General features: G+C 38.5%; 13 protein-coding genes and 1 riboswitch. All 13 genes read right to left on the bottom strand.

Annotation, left to right across the window (positions count from 1 at the left end; translation table 11 throughout):
- Positions 1-33 precede the first annotated feature (33 nt).
- The 13 genes from AAA926_RS05300 to lysA all read right to left on the bottom strand — a co-directional run bounded on the left by AAA926_RS05300 (position 34) and on the right by lysA (position 14,073).
- Positions 34-1,734: an adenine deaminase C-terminal domain-containing protein gene (locus tag AAA926_RS05300; RefSeq protein ID WP_338212019.1), complete on the bottom strand. Its 1,701-nt coding sequence runs from the start codon at positions 1,732-1,734 to the stop codon at positions 34-36.
- A 63-nt stretch (positions 1,735-1,797) separates the two neighbouring features.
- Positions 1,798-2,853: an ABC transporter substrate-binding protein gene (locus tag AAA926_RS05295; protein WP_338212018.1), complete on the bottom strand. Its 1,056-nt coding sequence runs from the start codon at positions 2,851-2,853 to the stop codon at positions 1,798-1,800.
- A 60-nt stretch (positions 2,854-2,913) separates the two neighbouring features.
- Entirely contained in the window at positions 2,914-3,966 is a 1,053-nt protein-coding gene (locus tag AAA926_RS05290) for an extracellular solute-binding protein (RefSeq protein WP_338212017.1), read from the bottom strand.
- A gap of 23 nt (positions 3,967-3,989) precedes the next feature.
- Positions 3,990-5,033, bottom strand: a complete 1,044-nt coding sequence (locus AAA926_RS05285; protein ID WP_338212015.1) for an ABC transporter ATP-binding protein — start codon at positions 5,031-5,033, stop codon at positions 3,990-3,992.
- A gap of 12 nt (positions 5,034-5,045) precedes the next feature.
- Entirely contained in the window at positions 5,046-5,834 is a 789-nt protein-coding gene (locus tag AAA926_RS05280) for an ABC transporter permease (RefSeq protein ID WP_034978376.1), read from the bottom strand.
- On the bottom strand, positions 5,827-6,657 hold the full coding sequence (locus AAA926_RS05275) for an ABC transporter permease (protein WP_034978378.1): 831 nt from the start codon (positions 6,655-6,657) through the stop codon (positions 5,827-5,829). The genes AAA926_RS05280 and AAA926_RS05275 overlap by 8 nt, the downstream gene beginning before the upstream one ends.
- 265 nt (positions 6,658-6,922) lie before the next feature.
- The gene (locus AAA926_RS05270) at positions 6,923-7,990 is read right to left on the bottom strand and encodes an aspartate-semialdehyde dehydrogenase (RefSeq protein ID WP_338212014.1); all 1,068 of its coding nucleotides are present in this window, start codon (positions 7,988-7,990) and stop codon (positions 6,923-6,925) included.
- Positions 7,987-9,174, bottom strand: a complete 1,188-nt coding sequence (locus tag AAA926_RS05265; protein WP_338212013.1) for an aminotransferase class I/II-fold pyridoxal phosphate-dependent enzyme — start codon at positions 9,172-9,174, stop codon at positions 7,987-7,989. Before AAA926_RS05265 ends, AAA926_RS05270 begins: the two co-directional genes overlap by 4 nt.
- A gap of 18 nt (positions 9,175-9,192) precedes the next feature.
- Positions 9,193-9,951 carry a 4-hydroxy-tetrahydrodipicolinate reductase gene (gene dapB / locus AAA926_RS05260; protein WP_338212012.1) on the bottom strand — a complete coding sequence of 253 codons (759 nt, stop codon included), beginning with the start codon at positions 9,949-9,951 and terminating at the stop codon, positions 9,193-9,195.
- 1 nt (position 9,952) lies between these two features.
- On the bottom strand, positions 9,953-10,873 hold the full coding sequence (gene dapA, locus AAA926_RS05255; RefSeq protein ID WP_338212011.1) for a 4-hydroxy-tetrahydrodipicolinate synthase: 921 nt from the start codon (positions 10,871-10,873) through the stop codon (positions 9,953-9,955).
- A gap of 18 nt (positions 10,874-10,891) precedes the next feature.
- Entirely contained in the window at positions 10,892-12,031 is a 1,140-nt protein-coding gene (locus AAA926_RS05250) for an N-acetyldiaminopimelate deacetylase (protein WP_338212010.1), read from the bottom strand.
- Between the two features lie 8 nt (positions 12,032-12,039).
- Positions 12,040-12,750 (bottom strand): 2,3,4,5-tetrahydropyridine-2,6-dicarboxylate N-acetyltransferase, encoded by a 711-nt coding sequence (gene dapD / locus AAA926_RS05245; protein ID WP_034978410.1) that lies wholly within the window; start codon positions 12,748-12,750, stop codon positions 12,040-12,042.
- Positions 12,751-12,759: 9 nt separating this feature from the next.
- Entirely contained in the window at positions 12,760-14,073 is a 1,314-nt protein-coding gene (gene lysA / locus AAA926_RS05240; RefSeq protein WP_338212009.1) for a diaminopimelate decarboxylase, read from the bottom strand.
- 84 nt (positions 14,074-14,157) lie between these two features.
- A riboswitch (Lysine riboswitch) is annotated at positions 14,158-14,336 on the bottom strand.
- Positions 14,337-14,482: the final 146 nt, after the last annotated feature.

Raw genomic sequence — 14,482 nt, 5'->3', positions numbered from 1 at the left:
TTTTGGTCATTATTTAATTAATTTTTTCACTCTCTACTTAATTTCTTCAAAAAGTGGAATCTTTTTCTGACTTTTGACTTCAAATAGACCCTTATCTGAAATTTTAATGGTTGGTGAAACCAGTAAAGACAAAGTAGAAAATGACATAATCTCGTTAGGATTTTTATACCCTAGTTCCTGCAGTGTTTTGCGCACCTTGCCTATTTCTGTGCCTAAAACAGACATTGGCTGATCACTGGCAACACCGCCAATAGCTAATTTTGCATTGGCAACTATTTTATCACCCTTTGCTGCAATATAGCCACCCTGCTGTTCAACCAGTTGATTCTGAATCTTGAGCATTGCGGTAGTATTCGTACCCATGATCATTATGTTGTGGTGATCATGAGCCCAAGTCGCTCCTACCGCACCGTCTTTTATAATACCACGGTCAACGAAGCCAAGACTATAATGTCCGCTGCCGCTATAACGGTCCTGCACCATAATCAGTGCTAAACCGGCTTTCTGCCATTGAACCATGTGATCTTTTACCTCGAGTTTTTCTTGAATATGGTTAGTAAAAGTACCCACAGGATTAAGTTGAATAATATTTGCCAATACTTCGCCGTTTGCGACTAAATCTGTTTTAACCACAAAGTCATCAGGTAATAATTTAGGCGCATTAACCGAGTGACGCAACTTTGGCAAAAATTGGTAACCTGTCTGCTCTTTGATATCTGCTGCATTAATCCCATTTTTATAAACAGCCGTGATTGACAAATCCTGCAGATCATCTAGGATAACAAAATCAGCCACTCGGCCAGGAGCAATTGCACCTCTATCCCATAATCCCATATGGCGAGCCGGTGTATAGGTAGCTATATAAATTGCTTCTTCTGGTGTCATCCCCATTTTGATTGCTTTTTTCACCAAATAATTCAAATGACCATGAAGCAGAGTGTCAGGCATAGAATCATCAGTCACCAGGGCAACATGTTCAAAGTAGTTGTTCTTAATGATCGTGTCAATTACTTCCTGCAGCATTGATTTCAGTTGCACCTCGACAAACATGCCATTAGGAACTTTCTCATTAACTAAGGCAGCTGTCTGTTCCGTATGATCAGTAGTAACTCCAGCGTAGATAACTTTAGACAGATCTTCACCAGCATATGCCGGCACATGACCTTCAAGAGGCATTGTAGGTTTTTCCTCACGACAAACTTTGATAATGTCTTTGATCAAGGTTTTATGCGGAGAAGTCATATCCTTAAAGTTCATCACTTCGCCTAAACAAATAAAGCGCGGATCTTTAAGCAGTTCTTGTACTTCTTTCACGCCAATTTTGCCACCTGTCGTTTCCATATCTGGATTCGTTGATGGAACTGAAGATGGAATGCCAAAGAAAATATCAATCGGTGACGGCTCTGCAATGAAATTTTTTAGTCCCTTGATACCAGCAACATTTGTTACTTCATGATCGTCAGCAATAATCGTTGTTGTACCGTATTTTAAAATTGTTTGTCCCATAATCGCAGGAGTAGTCATCGATGAATCAATATGCATGTGGGCATCAACAAATCCTGGGATTAGATACTTACCCTTGAGATTAATTGTCTTTTTAGCCCTAATTCCTGGTAAATCCTGGTTAACCCAATAGAATTTGCCATTTTTGACTGTAACTTGAGTATCAACAAATTTACGTAAAAAAACATTAAAAACATGGCCATTTTTTATTAAAAGATCAACTTGTGTCATTTTTCTCCCCCATAAACAACGAAAGAGTTGAAATATTCCAACCCTTCATTTTTAAATTACTATTTACCGATTCATAATTTTATTCCATTGATTAACCCATGAAGACAAATGGCTATTAACATAGAAGAAATTCATGCTCTTTGCGCGTTTAGCCACATCCCCATAAGTCTTATTAGCGGCTTCAGCCGGTGTTAACTTAACTTGCGAGTTAACTGGGGCGTTATTAAGTGATTTTGCACTGGCACATCTCTTTTGAATAGCTTCACTTAGTCTAAAATTAATATACTTATATGCAGCATCTGTATTCTTGCTATTCTTTAAAATGGCAACAACGTTGCTGTTAGAATATGTGCCTGATGCTGGAACAATGTATTTAAGGCCTGGATTAGTAGCCTGCAACATGCTGATAGCATAGTCACCAACAACGGCCACACTGATTTCACCTGTTTTGAACATATTGGTTAAATCTGAACTTTGGTCGTATGTCTTAACCACATTAGGCTTCAATTCTTTCATAGCCTTAAAAGCTGCTTTACCACCGTCGCTTGGGACATCGACTTTAGCATGGCGACCCGCAATATACAGCATTGCAGGGCCAAAAGTTGTTACTATATCAGGAATTGCAATCTTGCCTTTTAACTTTTTAGACCACAGTTGATCCCATTCTGTAATATGAACTTTTTTAGGATTATAAATTATACCTACGCTGTTAACAGTATAAGGAACGGTGCCTGTGTCTTTAGCCAGCTTTTGTTCACTACTGGATAAATATTTAAAATCTTTGATTTTAGAAAAATCTACTTTTTTATACAACTTCTTTTTCGTACCCGCATAAGCATTCTTTTGTGCCACTTCAATCACGTCAACTGAAGAGTTAGGATTATGCTCAATTTGGGTTAAGCTCGTAGTTGTATCTGCAGCAAATTGTGCGGAAACTTTAACGTTATTTTTCTTGGCAAAAGGATTGAGTACATCTGATCTCATTTGCTTAGTCAAGATGCCGAACGTAGAAACAACTAACTTGCCACCGTTTGCTTTAGAAGAACAAGCTGAAGTAGCAATAGCTGCTCCCGCAACAATTAAACTTGCTGCCATTAAACATACTTTTTTAATTTTCATAATAGACCTTTCCGAAAATCATACTTGCCTTATTAATGAAGACAAGTTCTTTTTTGATAATTATTGGTTCATAATTTTATTCCATTGACTGATCCATGAAGGCATCTGCTTGTTCACGTAATAAAAGTCAATAGTTTTTGCTCTTTGTGCAATTGCACCATATGTTTTATTGGCAGCTTCAGCAGCAGTCAATTTTACTTGTGAATTAACCGGTGCATTATTAAGAGATTTTGCACTGGCAACTTTCTTTTGGTTAGCTTCACTTATACGAAAGTCAATATACTTATATGCCGCTTGAGTATTCTTACTGTTTTTTAAGATTGCAATATTATCGTAGTTAGCATATGTTCCTGAAGCTGGTACCAGATACTTCAAACTAGGATTAGTGGCCTGCAGCATGCTGATTGAAAAATCACCTACAACCGCTGCGGTAATTTCTCCCGTTTTAAACATATTGCTTAAATCTGAACTTTGAGAATATGTTTTAACAACGTTCGGCTTTAACTGTTTTAACGCTTTGAAGGCAGCCTTGCCATCATCCTTGGTTACGCTGACTTTAGCATGATCCCCTGCCACATAAAGCATTGCGGGACCAAAAGTTGTTACAATATCAGGAATTGCAATCTTGCCCTTTAAGTTCTTAGACCACAGGTCATCCCAACTTTTAATGTGTACCTTTTTCGGATTATAAATAATGCCAAAACTATTAACAGTATACGGAACAGTATTAGTGTCTTTTGCCAGCTTTTGCTGGTCAGCGGATAAATACTTGAAGTTCTTGAGTTTGGAGAAATCCAATTTTTTAAAGAGTTTCTTTTTGGCTCCTGTAATTGCATTGTTTTGTGCCAATTCAATGACATCTACAGGTGAATTAGAATTGTGCTCAATCTGCGTTAGGCGAGTAGAACTGTCCCCAAACTGTGTAGACACCTTAACATTGTTTTTCTTAGCATATGGATCAAGCACGTCCGAGCGCATCTGCTTAGTTGCTAAGCCAAAAGTAGAAACCGTCAGCTTACCGCTGCCAGCACTAGACGAGCAAGCTGAAGTTGCCAAAGTTGTGCCGGCAATGATAAAACTAGCTGCTAACAAACAAGCTTTTTTAAATTTCATAACAAAACCTTTCTAAAGAATGATTATTCTGATAACGGATGAAGATGTTTAGCAGGAAGAGTTAGCGTTACTTCTTCTCCTGAGCTGCGCATCTTTTGCCGTGCTTCCTCAACTTGAAAGTCCCCTATAGCTGAATGAATGGCATACTTAAAACTTTGTCCTAAATATTCACGACTCATGATAGTACCAGTAAATGAATTTTCAGAAGCATCCGCTAAATTCAAGTGGATGTTTTCCGGACGAATAGTCAGCACTTTTGCATCTTGATTTGGTTCAACCGTATTTAAAACTGTTTCGCCTACTTTGATATGATGCTCATCCTGACGATTAGCAGCAGTGACAGTAATAAAATTGTCATAGCCAATAAAACGGGCAACATATTCTGTCCGAGGATGATGAAAAATATTTTGTGGCGTATCAAACTGATCAATGCGTCCTTGTTTCATAATTAAAACCTTGTCGGAAATTGCGAAACATTCTTGCTGATCATGTGTTACAAACAGTACTGTCATTTTAAGTTTTTGCTGCAAGTCACGAATTTCTTCACGCATCTTCAGCCGCAATTTTGCATCAAGATTGCTTAATGGTTCATCCATTAATAACAATTCTGGATTGGTAACCAGAGCCCTTGCTAACGAAACTCTTTGTTGCTGCCCTCCAGAAAGCTGCGCTGGAAATTGTTTAGATAGTTGACTTAAGCCGGTAGTTGCCAGCATATCAATCACTCTTTTCTTGATGGCACTTTTGTCAAGCTTGCGCATTTTCAGTCCAAAAGCAACGTTATCAAAAACATTCATATGGGGAAAAAGTGCGTAACTTTGAAAAACCATCCCGAAATTTCTCTTATAAACAGGTACTTTAGTAATATCTTTACCGTTAACTAAAACTTGTCCTGCAGTTTCTGGAATTAAACCGGCAATAATTCTAAGTGTTGTTGTTTTGCCACAGCCAGAAGGACCGAGAATTGAAACCAGCTCTCCGTTATTGACAGCAAAAGATATATCTTTTAAAACTTTAGTTTTGCCATCGTATGATTTTGCTAAATTTTGAACTTCTAAATTTGCCACTGCACTACTCCTCTACTTTGTAATATTTTTAATACCAATTGCTTTTTCAACCAAGAACATCATTAGTGCCGTAAAGATCATTAACAGCACAGAAATTGCTGATACAGTAGGGTCATAATTATTTTGCAAATAATTCAAAATTGCCGGCGGCAACATGGTAAGAGAAGGTCCGTTCATGAATAAAGAAACCGGAATGTTGTTGAAGGAATTGATAAAGCACATCATAAACGCAGCAATGATACTGGCTTTGATATTAGGTAAAACAATCAGAAAAAATCCTTTTTTACGAGAACAGCCACAAATCCAACCCGCTTCTTCGATATGACTGTCCATTAGCAGCATGCTGGCTGTAATTAAGCGAATGACATATGGTAAACAAAGCAGAAAATGTCCGACAATCAAGCCGATAAATACCGGAATTCTCATAGTAATGACTGCAGCTTGATAGAGTGCAAACCCAATAACAATTTCAGGAATTAAAGTAGGACTCAGGAAAAACGACTGAAACCAAGCAGCATGATGAATGTTGTAGCGCGTCAAAGCGTAGACAGCAGGAATACCAATTACTAAAGCCGAAATGCTTGCAATCAAAGCAACAATTAGACTTGATTCAAAACCTGAAATAAAATCAGGCTGTTGGAAAATATTGCTATACCAAGAAAGGGTAAAGCCGGTAATTGGTAATGAAATTGAACTTTGCGTATTAAAGGATGTAATTACGACTAAAATCAATGGCAACATGATTAAAGCCAAAATAATAATCGAAATCACTGTCAGAGTTTTATTTTTACGATCAAGCATTAATTGGCCTCCGATCTAAATGATGGCTAAGTCTTCTCATGAGCCACATTGAAAGAGCAGAAATAACAATTAAAATTAGTGAGATAACGCTGGCATTTTGCCAATTGCCTAATGTCATTGCTTGCTGATAAATCAAAGTCGCCATTACCAGATGGCGGTTGCCACCAAGAATTTCTGGGGTAGTATAGGCTGTCATTGTTCCGGCAAACACTAAAATGCAGCCAGTTAAAATGCCAGTAGTTAATTGAGGAATGATCACCTTAAATAATGTTCGCCAAGGACTGGAACCAAGAACGGCTGCAGCTTCTTCAATCTCCACATTTAATTCAGCCACGCTGCCAATTAATGAATTAATCATAATTGGTAAAAACAAGTAAACTGAACCAATAATAATAGAGGTATTAGTGTAAAGAATATTTAGCGGTGACTTAATTAGATGCAATGCCAGCAAAGTTTTATTGACGATTCCATCATGGCCCAAAATAATAATCCAGGCAAAGTTTCTTACAACTGCATTGGTTAACATGGGAAAAAGGATTAGCAAATTTAGTATTTGTCTAACTACTGTTTTTTGTCTTCCTATCCAGATAGAAATAGGCACTCCAAGGATCAAAACAACAATCACCGTTACAATTGCTATTAGAAAACTACGTCCAATGACTGCCCAATTAAAAGAACTTTTTAAAAATTGCGCGTAAAGTGAAAAGAAGCCACTTTTACTTTGGAATGTTGGTATTGCAATTTGAATTAAAGGGAAAAAAGTGAATACCAATACTCCCAAGAATGCAGGAATTAACAACCATACTGCTGTTTTGCGATTCATATATTACCTCCGCTTTGTATATTAGGTTATCTAATTTTTAATCTGCTGTCAACATCGAATACGAATAAAATTTATACATACTCAGTAAATAGTTTGTATTTTTTAGATTATGAAAGTGCTTAAGATTACCATACGCGTATAATCAAGAGCATTACGAACATTAAACAAAAAACTCTTTTAAAATGAATTAAATCAGTTTAAAAGAGTTAATTTTTATATTAAATATTGTACAGTCCAAAGTTTGGCTTATTTATTAAGAAAAACATTACTTATCAGGGACACGCACCAGATTATCCCTGACTAAACACTCTGCAATTTCCACGGTATTGCTGGCAGCACCCCTTAATAAGTTATCAGCAACTACCCACATATTAAACGCACCAGGATTTTCCTGGTCTGGACGAATACGGCCAACAAAAGTCTCTTTTTTGCCTGCTGCTAAAAGTGGTTGCGGATAAATTTGGTTTTGCGGATCGTCTTGTAAAACTAACCCGGGAGTCCGCTCAATTTCCTGCTTTATTTCGGCAGCAGTCGCTGACTGATCTTTTAAGGTGAAATAAACTGTTTCACCATGACCAATCTCAACTGGCACACGGACACAAGTAGCAGTGACTTTTATTTGCTTTGAATCCTGATCATTAAACAAAATTTTTTTAGTTTCATGAATCATTTTCCATTCTTCGTGCGTATAGCCATCATCTTCAAAAACATCAATCTGAGGCAATAGGTTAAACGCCATAGGGTAATGCTTTTTAGCAGACGCAGTTGGCAAAATTTTGGCTTCAGTTTGTTGATTATTCAGCCTATCTTGTGCTTGTCGCAGCAGTTCATCCCAGGCCGCTTTGCCAGCGCCAGAAACAGCCTGGTAAGTTGAAACAATAATTTGCTTAATACCCCATTTAACGTGAAGCGGATAAAGCGCGGCTACCATCTGAATGGTCGAGCAATTAGGATTAGCAATAATGCCATGATGATTAACTAATTGGTCATCGTTAACTCCAGGAACAATTAATGGAACATCATCATTCATACGGAAAGCACTAGTATTATCTACACATACTGCCCCCCTTTTTACAGCTTCAGGCAACAACTTTTTTGAAACAGCACCGCCAGCAGATGATAAAACCAAGTCAACGCCAGTGAATGCCTCAGGTTGTGCCTCTTCAACTGTAATTTCTTGCCCTTTGAATTGTAACTTCTTGCCTGCTGAATGCTTGGAAGCCAGCAACTTAACTTGCTTGACTGGAATTGCTGCTTTTTCCAGCTCACTAATTAAACGTTGACCTACTGCACCTGTAGCGCCCAAAATTGCAACTACATACTCTCTCATCAATTTTCACCCTTTTCTGTTAAAAACTTTTGAATTCGACTCATAGCCGTATGTAGATTTTCGTCACTGGCAGCATAAGAAAAGCGAATGTAGCCTTCTCCGCCAGGACCAAAAGCATTACCCGGAGTGCCACCAACTTTGGCTTTATGGGCCAAATCCAGTGCGAAGGCTTCATCATCCTTACCATAACTTGCCGGTATTTTGGCAAAAACGTAAAATGCACCCTCACTGGCATGAGTTTCTAAACCCATATTATTTAATGCACTAACAATATAATCACGCCGTTTTTGATAAATTGGTCGTGCTTCTACCGGATCCTGATCACCATTTTCCAAGGCCTCAGCTGCTGCTGCTTGTGCCGGATTTGATGGAGCTGTAACCAAGAATGCATGCATTTTTGCAATTAAGCTAATTAAATCGGCCGGTCCAGTTACATAACCCAAACGGTAACCGGTCATCGCATGAGACTTGGATAAGCCATTAATTAGTAGGGTACGATCGGGTAAATAATGCGCAATCGATACGTGATTAAAGTTATAAGTCAGCTCACTGTATATTTCATCAGAAACCACATAAAGGTGATGCTCTTTAATGATTGGTGCTATTTGCTCTAAAACAGAACTGGGACATTCCCTGCCAGTTGGATTAGTAGGATAATTCAGTAAAATTGCTTTAGCATGAGGGTGCTCATCCAGTGTCTTTTCCAAATCTTCGGGAGTTAACACAAAATTTGTTTCTGCTGTATTAATAGCAACCAACTCAGCTTTAGTGTATTGAATTAATGGAAAATAAAGGGCATAAGAAGGAGTAGGTACAATAATTTCATCCCCCGGTTGAAACAAAGCCAGCATTGTTGCGGCTATAGCTTCAGTTGCACCCACTGTAACTACAATTTCGCTGTCAGGATCATAAGTTAAGCTCTGCTTGCGCTGTAAAAAGTTGCTAATAGCCTGACGCAATCTGGGTGTTCCTTTTTGAGCAGAATAATGTGAATCATTATCTAAAATGCTCTGAGCAGCTGCTTTTTTAACATGTTCGGGTGTATTTAAATCAGGTTCTCCTAAAGTCAGTTTTATTAAGCCGGGAATATCCTCAACTTTTTGGGCAAAAGCACGTATACCAGAAGGAGGGATTTTTTCTAATGGTGTATGAATAATAGAAGTTAAATCAGTAGCTAATTGTGGCATTTTTGTTCTCCTTATAAATTATAAAATCTGGTCTAAACCGACCACTAAATCTGGTAAATCCATTACCCGACTCAAGGCCACTTTCACGCCCTGCATAAATGAAGAACGAGAAAATGAATCTTGTCTGATAGTTAAAGCTTCTCCGGAACCGCCAAAAAGCACTTGTTCGTGAGCTACATAGCCTGGTAAGCGAACGGAATGTACAGGAACACCATCATAATCAGCACCGCGAGCTGCAGAATCATTCGCAGATTGAGAGCAATTTTCTGGGTTACGACTAGCTGCTATTAATTTTGCAGTCGCTATTGCCGTTGCACTAGGTGCATCCCTTTTATCAGCATGATGCATTTCAATTACTTCTGCATCAGGAAAATAACGGGCAGCTTCTTGTGCAAACTTCATTAATAAGACAGCCGACAAACCAAAATTTGGAGCAATAATGCCACCAATTTTTTCTTTTTGTGCAATTGCTTGCAGCTTTTTTGTTTGATCTGGGGTTAAGCCACTTGTTCCAACAATGGGGTGCATATGGTGTTCCAAAGCAAATTTAGTATTTTCATAAACGGCTTGTGGGGTGGTAAAATCAATCCAAATATCGGCATCAATATCGACAGCAGTCAAATTGTCAAAGCATTTAACTGAAGCTCCAAATTCTGAACTTTTAGATGCCGTTGGAGCTAAAACAGCTACTAATTGACAATCAGTTAATTTATTAACTAATTGCACTGTTTGTTTTCCCATAGATCCTGTGGCCCCAGCTACCAAAATTTTTTTCATATTATACTCCTAGTTCTAACGGCAGTTTATGCAATAAAGCTGATTCATCTAAACCTAAATGAACAGCTAATTGCCTTTTTTCTGCTTCATTTAAATCCATAATAGGCAGACGACAGCCACCAGATGGTAAGCCTTGTGCATTTAAGACAGCTTTAACTGGAGATGGTGAAGGATACATGAATAAGGCTTGCATCTTCGGCATTAGTCGTCTTTGTAATTTCCCTGCTGCAGCTACTTTACCCTGATCTAAATCATCATACATTTCACGCATGGCCGAACCATAAACATGTGAAGCTACCGAAATCACTCCTTTTGCACCTAAAACTTTAGCAGTTAAAGATTGCAAGTCTTCGCCTGTATACACTAAAAAGTCACTTGCTGCGTGTTCAACAATATATTCTAAGTCTTCTAACTCCGCACATTGCTTAACACCAGCAATTTTAGGATTATGCGACAGACTAACCAAAGTTTCTTTACTAATCTTAATTCCTGTTCGACCTGGAATGTTATAAATAATAACTGGTACGGGAGAATTTTCTGCTACTTTTTCAAAGTGGGCTATAATGCCTCTTTGATTAGGCTTGTTATAGTAAGGCGCTACTACCAAAGCCATATCAATGCCAGGAATTTGTCCCACTTCTTGGGTAAATGCAACTGTCTGTGCAGTATTATTACTGCCCGTGCCCGCAATTACGGGGACTCGTCCCGCAATTATTTGAGCAAATTTAGTATATAGTTCTATTTTTTCGTCATGGGTCATTGTTGCTGTTTCCCCAGTGGTGCCACCAATCACAAAACCATTGCTGCCGGTATTAATTAAATGTTCTGTCAATTCTTTCAGTCCGAGATAATCAACTTTACCTTCTTTATTAAAGGGCGTAATTATCGCGGTCAATAAATCTGCTTTATCAAAATTAGTCATGTTTTTTCTCCTTTTGAGCTACATATGACTCAGTAAAAAACCTACCATTGCTTTAATTCCTGTTACTATTGCTTCTTCGTGTGGGTTAAATGTTGCAGAATGGAGTTGAGAATTATCGTTCACACCCAGCCAGAACATGGTACCGGGAATTTGTGCCAGTAAGTAGCCAAAATCTTCCCCTGTCATAGCCGGTTGCATCTCTTGGTAATCAATTTGAGGATTTTTCTTCATATAATTAATGAATTCTGCTGTAATTTGGGGGTCATTTTCAACTGGCCAATAGCCACCCTGATTAAGCTGCAAATCAACCTTAGCATTAAAACTTTGTGCTATTCCTTGAGTCACATCCTGCAGGCGCTGATCTATTCTTTCAATCATTTTTTGGGTTAGTCCGCGAATAGTCCCTTCTAGATGAGCATGACCTGCAATAGCATTTCTAACTGTTCCGGCCCTGACCTTTCCTATTGTAATAACTCCGCTTGCAATGGGATCAATACTACGTGAGACAATTGTCTGAATTTGTTCTATTAAAGAAGAAGCAGCTACTACCATATCATTGGCTTGTTGTGGATATGCGGCATGCCCATCTTTACCATATAAATCAATATTGATTTCAGTTGTTCCCGCAAATAATGTTCCTAAACGGCAGCCAATTGTGCCAGTAAGTAAGTCAGGAGTAACGTGCAAGGCAAAAAACTCGTCTGGACGCCATTTGCCAGTAAAGATTCCAGCCTCATAGGCTTTTTTACCGCCACTTTCACTTTCTTCAGCTGGTTGAAAAAAGAAAAGCAAATTATCCTGTGGCTGATGTTCACAAAAATAATCCAAAATTCCCAGTGCCACTGTCATGTGAATATCGTGACCACAGGCATGCATTTGACCTTGAGTTTGGGAGGCAAACGGCAAAGACGTTTTTTCTTCAATAGGTAAGCCATCAATATCTGCTCGATAACCGATTGTTTTTTGCGGTTTACTTCCCTGAACTCTGACCAATATTGCTGTGGGCAGATCAGGGCAGGTGCGAACTTCAATATATTTTTGAGTAAAATTGCCAATAATCTGTAATAAATATTTTTGTGTTTGGTGTTCATGCAAGGCTAATTCAGGGATTTGGTGTAAATCTCGGCGAATTTTAACGAGTTGCTCAGAAGTTAACATTAATTAATTCACAGCTTTCTTAATCCCTGTTCAATTCCTGTCTTAGAGGCAGTTTTTTGATCACGCATTTTAACAACTTTTGCCGGCACTCCGGCTACGACACTATTTGCTGGGACATCTTTAGTTACTACAGCACCTGCTGCTACCACTGCATGGTCGCCAACTTGGACTCCTTCTAAAACCACGGCGTTAGCACCAATCAAAACGTTTTTGCCAATTTTCACAGGTTGTGCTGAAGCCGGTTCGACAACTCCGGCAATTACGGCACCCGCTCCAACATGACTGTTAGCACCAATGATTGCTCTACCGCCCAAAACAGCATTCATATCAATCATGGCATTTTCACCAATTTCCGCACCAATATTAATGACTGCACCCATCATGATTACAGCATTTTTCCCTATCTCAACGTTTTCACGGATAAGCGCACCAGGTTCAATTCTGGCTGAGACGTTTTTTAGATCTAATAAGGGAATAGCAGAATTACGACTGACATTTTCCACTTGATAATATGTTATCTTTTCTGCGTTTTTTTCTAAAAAGGGTTTCAATACTTGCCAATCTCCAAAAACGACACCGGTGTGAGTTTCATTAAAAATTTTGCAATCTTCAGGCCAGTCCAGTTTAGCCATCTCACCTTTGACATATACTTTAACTGGTGTTTTTTTGGTTGAATTAGCAATGAAATCAATGATTTCAGCAGCCGACATTTTTTTCATATTTATTAATTATCCTTTCGTTTGATAAAAGCGATCATGGCTGATTAGATCCGCATAAGTTTCACGTGTAACTACTACTTGTGCTTGACCATTTTCTGCAAATACAACGGCTGGACGTGGAACACGGTTATAATTTGAAGCCATACTATAGCCATAGGCCCCAGTAGCCAGAACTGCAATTACATCACCTGGTTTACTTTGAGGCAGTGACATTTCGTTAATAAGAATATCGCCTGATTCACAATAGCGCCCTGCCAGTCTGACAGTTTCTTCAGGCTCTGCATGAGGATTTTCTGCTAATAATGCCTCATATTGTGCTTGATAAAGTGCCGGTCTGATATTATCTCCCATACCACCATCTACTGTAACGTAAGGCAATAGTCCCGGTACTTCTTTGCGTGCACCAACTGTATATAAGCTATAACCAGCCTCCCCTACAATTGAACGACCCGGTTCTATCCAGATAGCCGGCATTTTTAAGTGACTTTCTTGTATGCATTTTTTGACTGTCTGCACTATTTGGCTGATAAAAGCTTGCGCAGTCAAAACTTTGTCCTGTTTGGTATATCTAATGCCAAACCCGCCACCTAAATTTAAGACTTGAGGCTGGTAATCATATTTTTGTTTCCAGTTATTGACCAGTTGCATAAGTTTTTCAACTTCCAGCTTAAAACCAGCTGTTTCCAAAATTTGTGAACCGATATGAGCATGGAGGCCGATCAAGTCCATCTGTTTATTAGCTTTTACCTCTAAAAATGCCTGCTCGGCTTGGCCTGATCTAATATCAAAACCAAATTTACTGTCCTCTTGACCAGTTTGATCATACTCGTGAGTATGAGCTGAGACTCCTGGAGTTAGCCTCAGCATTACTTGCACTTGAGCATTTGTTTTTTGCAAAATTTGCGTCAGCAACTTAATTTCATAAAAATTATCCAAAACAATGACACCGACATGGTTTTGGACGGCCATTAATAGCTCATCTGCGGTCTTATTATTACCATGAAAACTGATTTTTTCTGCCGGAAATCCTGCTTCTAGAGCTGTGTACAATTCTCCGCCCGAAACAACATCAACGTGTCCACCCAGTTCATTAATTACCTGATAAATCGCAATTGTAGCAAAAGCCTTACTGGCATAACTAATTGCATAATTTACACTTTCTTCTGCGAATGCCTTTTGGAAAGCCTGAAATTGCTGTTTGATTTTTTGTACGTCATAAACAACTAATGGAGTACCAAATTCTTTTGCCAGTTTCAATGCATCTACTCCACCAATTGCCAAGTGACCTTGAGCGTTAGTCTGGTAATAATCATTAGCAGCCATTTAAGTCTCTCCCTTTTGTTAAATAAAAAAGGCTCTTTTGTTGTGCCTAACAAAAGAGTCCTTCAAGTTATTATCTGGTATCAATTTTGTCGATAGCGCTCCGCGAATATAAAATTGCGACAGTCCGTAACCTGTTAGATTACGTCCCAGCTAATTAATTACCGCAATAATTAACGCTTCGGCAACCGCCCCTTTGACTGGTTTCTTAGTTTTTGCAGAAACTCCATCAGCTACTTTTGTTGGTTGCAACCTCTTCGATTTATTAAAATATTATTATTAATTAATATGATTGTCAACCATTTTTGCCGGTAAATATTTTTTAACTTTCAAATCCTCAAAATTATTTTTTGCAATTAATTGTTTCAAAATTGCAACAAAGGCTATTATATTCGGCATTTATCGCCAGCAT

This window comes from Lactobacillus juensis (genome assembly GCF_036246285.1).
Classification (GTDB): Bacteria; Bacillota; Bacilli; order Lactobacillales; family Lactobacillaceae; genus Lactobacillus; species Lactobacillus juensis.
The sequence above is the reverse complement of the archived record's forward strand: the minus strand, read 5'-3'. Positions and strand labels throughout refer to the sequence as shown.

What these genes read in the sequence shown, in the direction of transcription:
- AAA926_RS05300 (WP_338212019.1), bottom strand. Translation starts at nt 1,734, where the DNA reads ATGACACAAGTTGATCTTTTAATAAAAAATGGCCATGTTTTTAATGTT.
- AAA926_RS05295 (WP_338212018.1), bottom strand. Translation starts at nt 2,853, where the DNA reads ATGAAAATTAAAAAAGTATGTTTAATGGCAGCAAGTTTAATTGTTGCG.
- AAA926_RS05290 (WP_338212017.1), bottom strand. Translation starts at nt 3,966, where the DNA reads ATGAAATTTAAAAAAGCTTGTTTGTTAGCAGCTAGTTTTATCATTGCC.
- AAA926_RS05280 (WP_034978376.1), bottom strand. Translation starts at nt 5,834, where the DNA reads ATGCTTGATCGTAAAAATAAAACTCTGACAGTGATTTCGATTATTATT.
- AAA926_RS05275 (WP_034978378.1), bottom strand. Translation starts at nt 6,657, where the DNA reads ATGAATCGCAAAACAGCAGTATGGTTGTTAATTCCTGCATTCTTGGGA.
- AAA926_RS05265 (WP_338212013.1), bottom strand. Translation starts at nt 9,174, where the DNA reads ATGCCACAATTAGCTACTGATTTAACTTCTATTATTCATACACCATTA.
- dapB (WP_338212012.1), bottom strand. Translation starts at nt 9,951, where the DNA reads ATGAAAAAAATTTTGGTAGCTGGGGCCACAGGATCTATGGGAAAACAA.
- dapA (WP_338212011.1), bottom strand. Translation starts at nt 10,873, where the DNA reads ATGACTAATTTTGATAAAGCAGATTTATTGACCGCGATAATTACGCCC.
- AAA926_RS05250 (WP_338212010.1), bottom strand. Translation starts at nt 12,031, where the DNA reads ATGTTAACTTCTGAGCAACTCGTTAAAATTCGCCGAGATTTACACCAA.
- dapD (WP_034978410.1), bottom strand. Translation starts at nt 12,750, where the DNA reads ATGAAAAAAATGTCGGCTGCTGAAATCATTGATTTCATTGCTAATTCA.
- lysA (WP_338212009.1), bottom strand. Translation starts at nt 14,073, where the DNA reads ATGGCTGCTAATGATTATTACCAGACTAACGCTCAAGGTCACTTGGCA.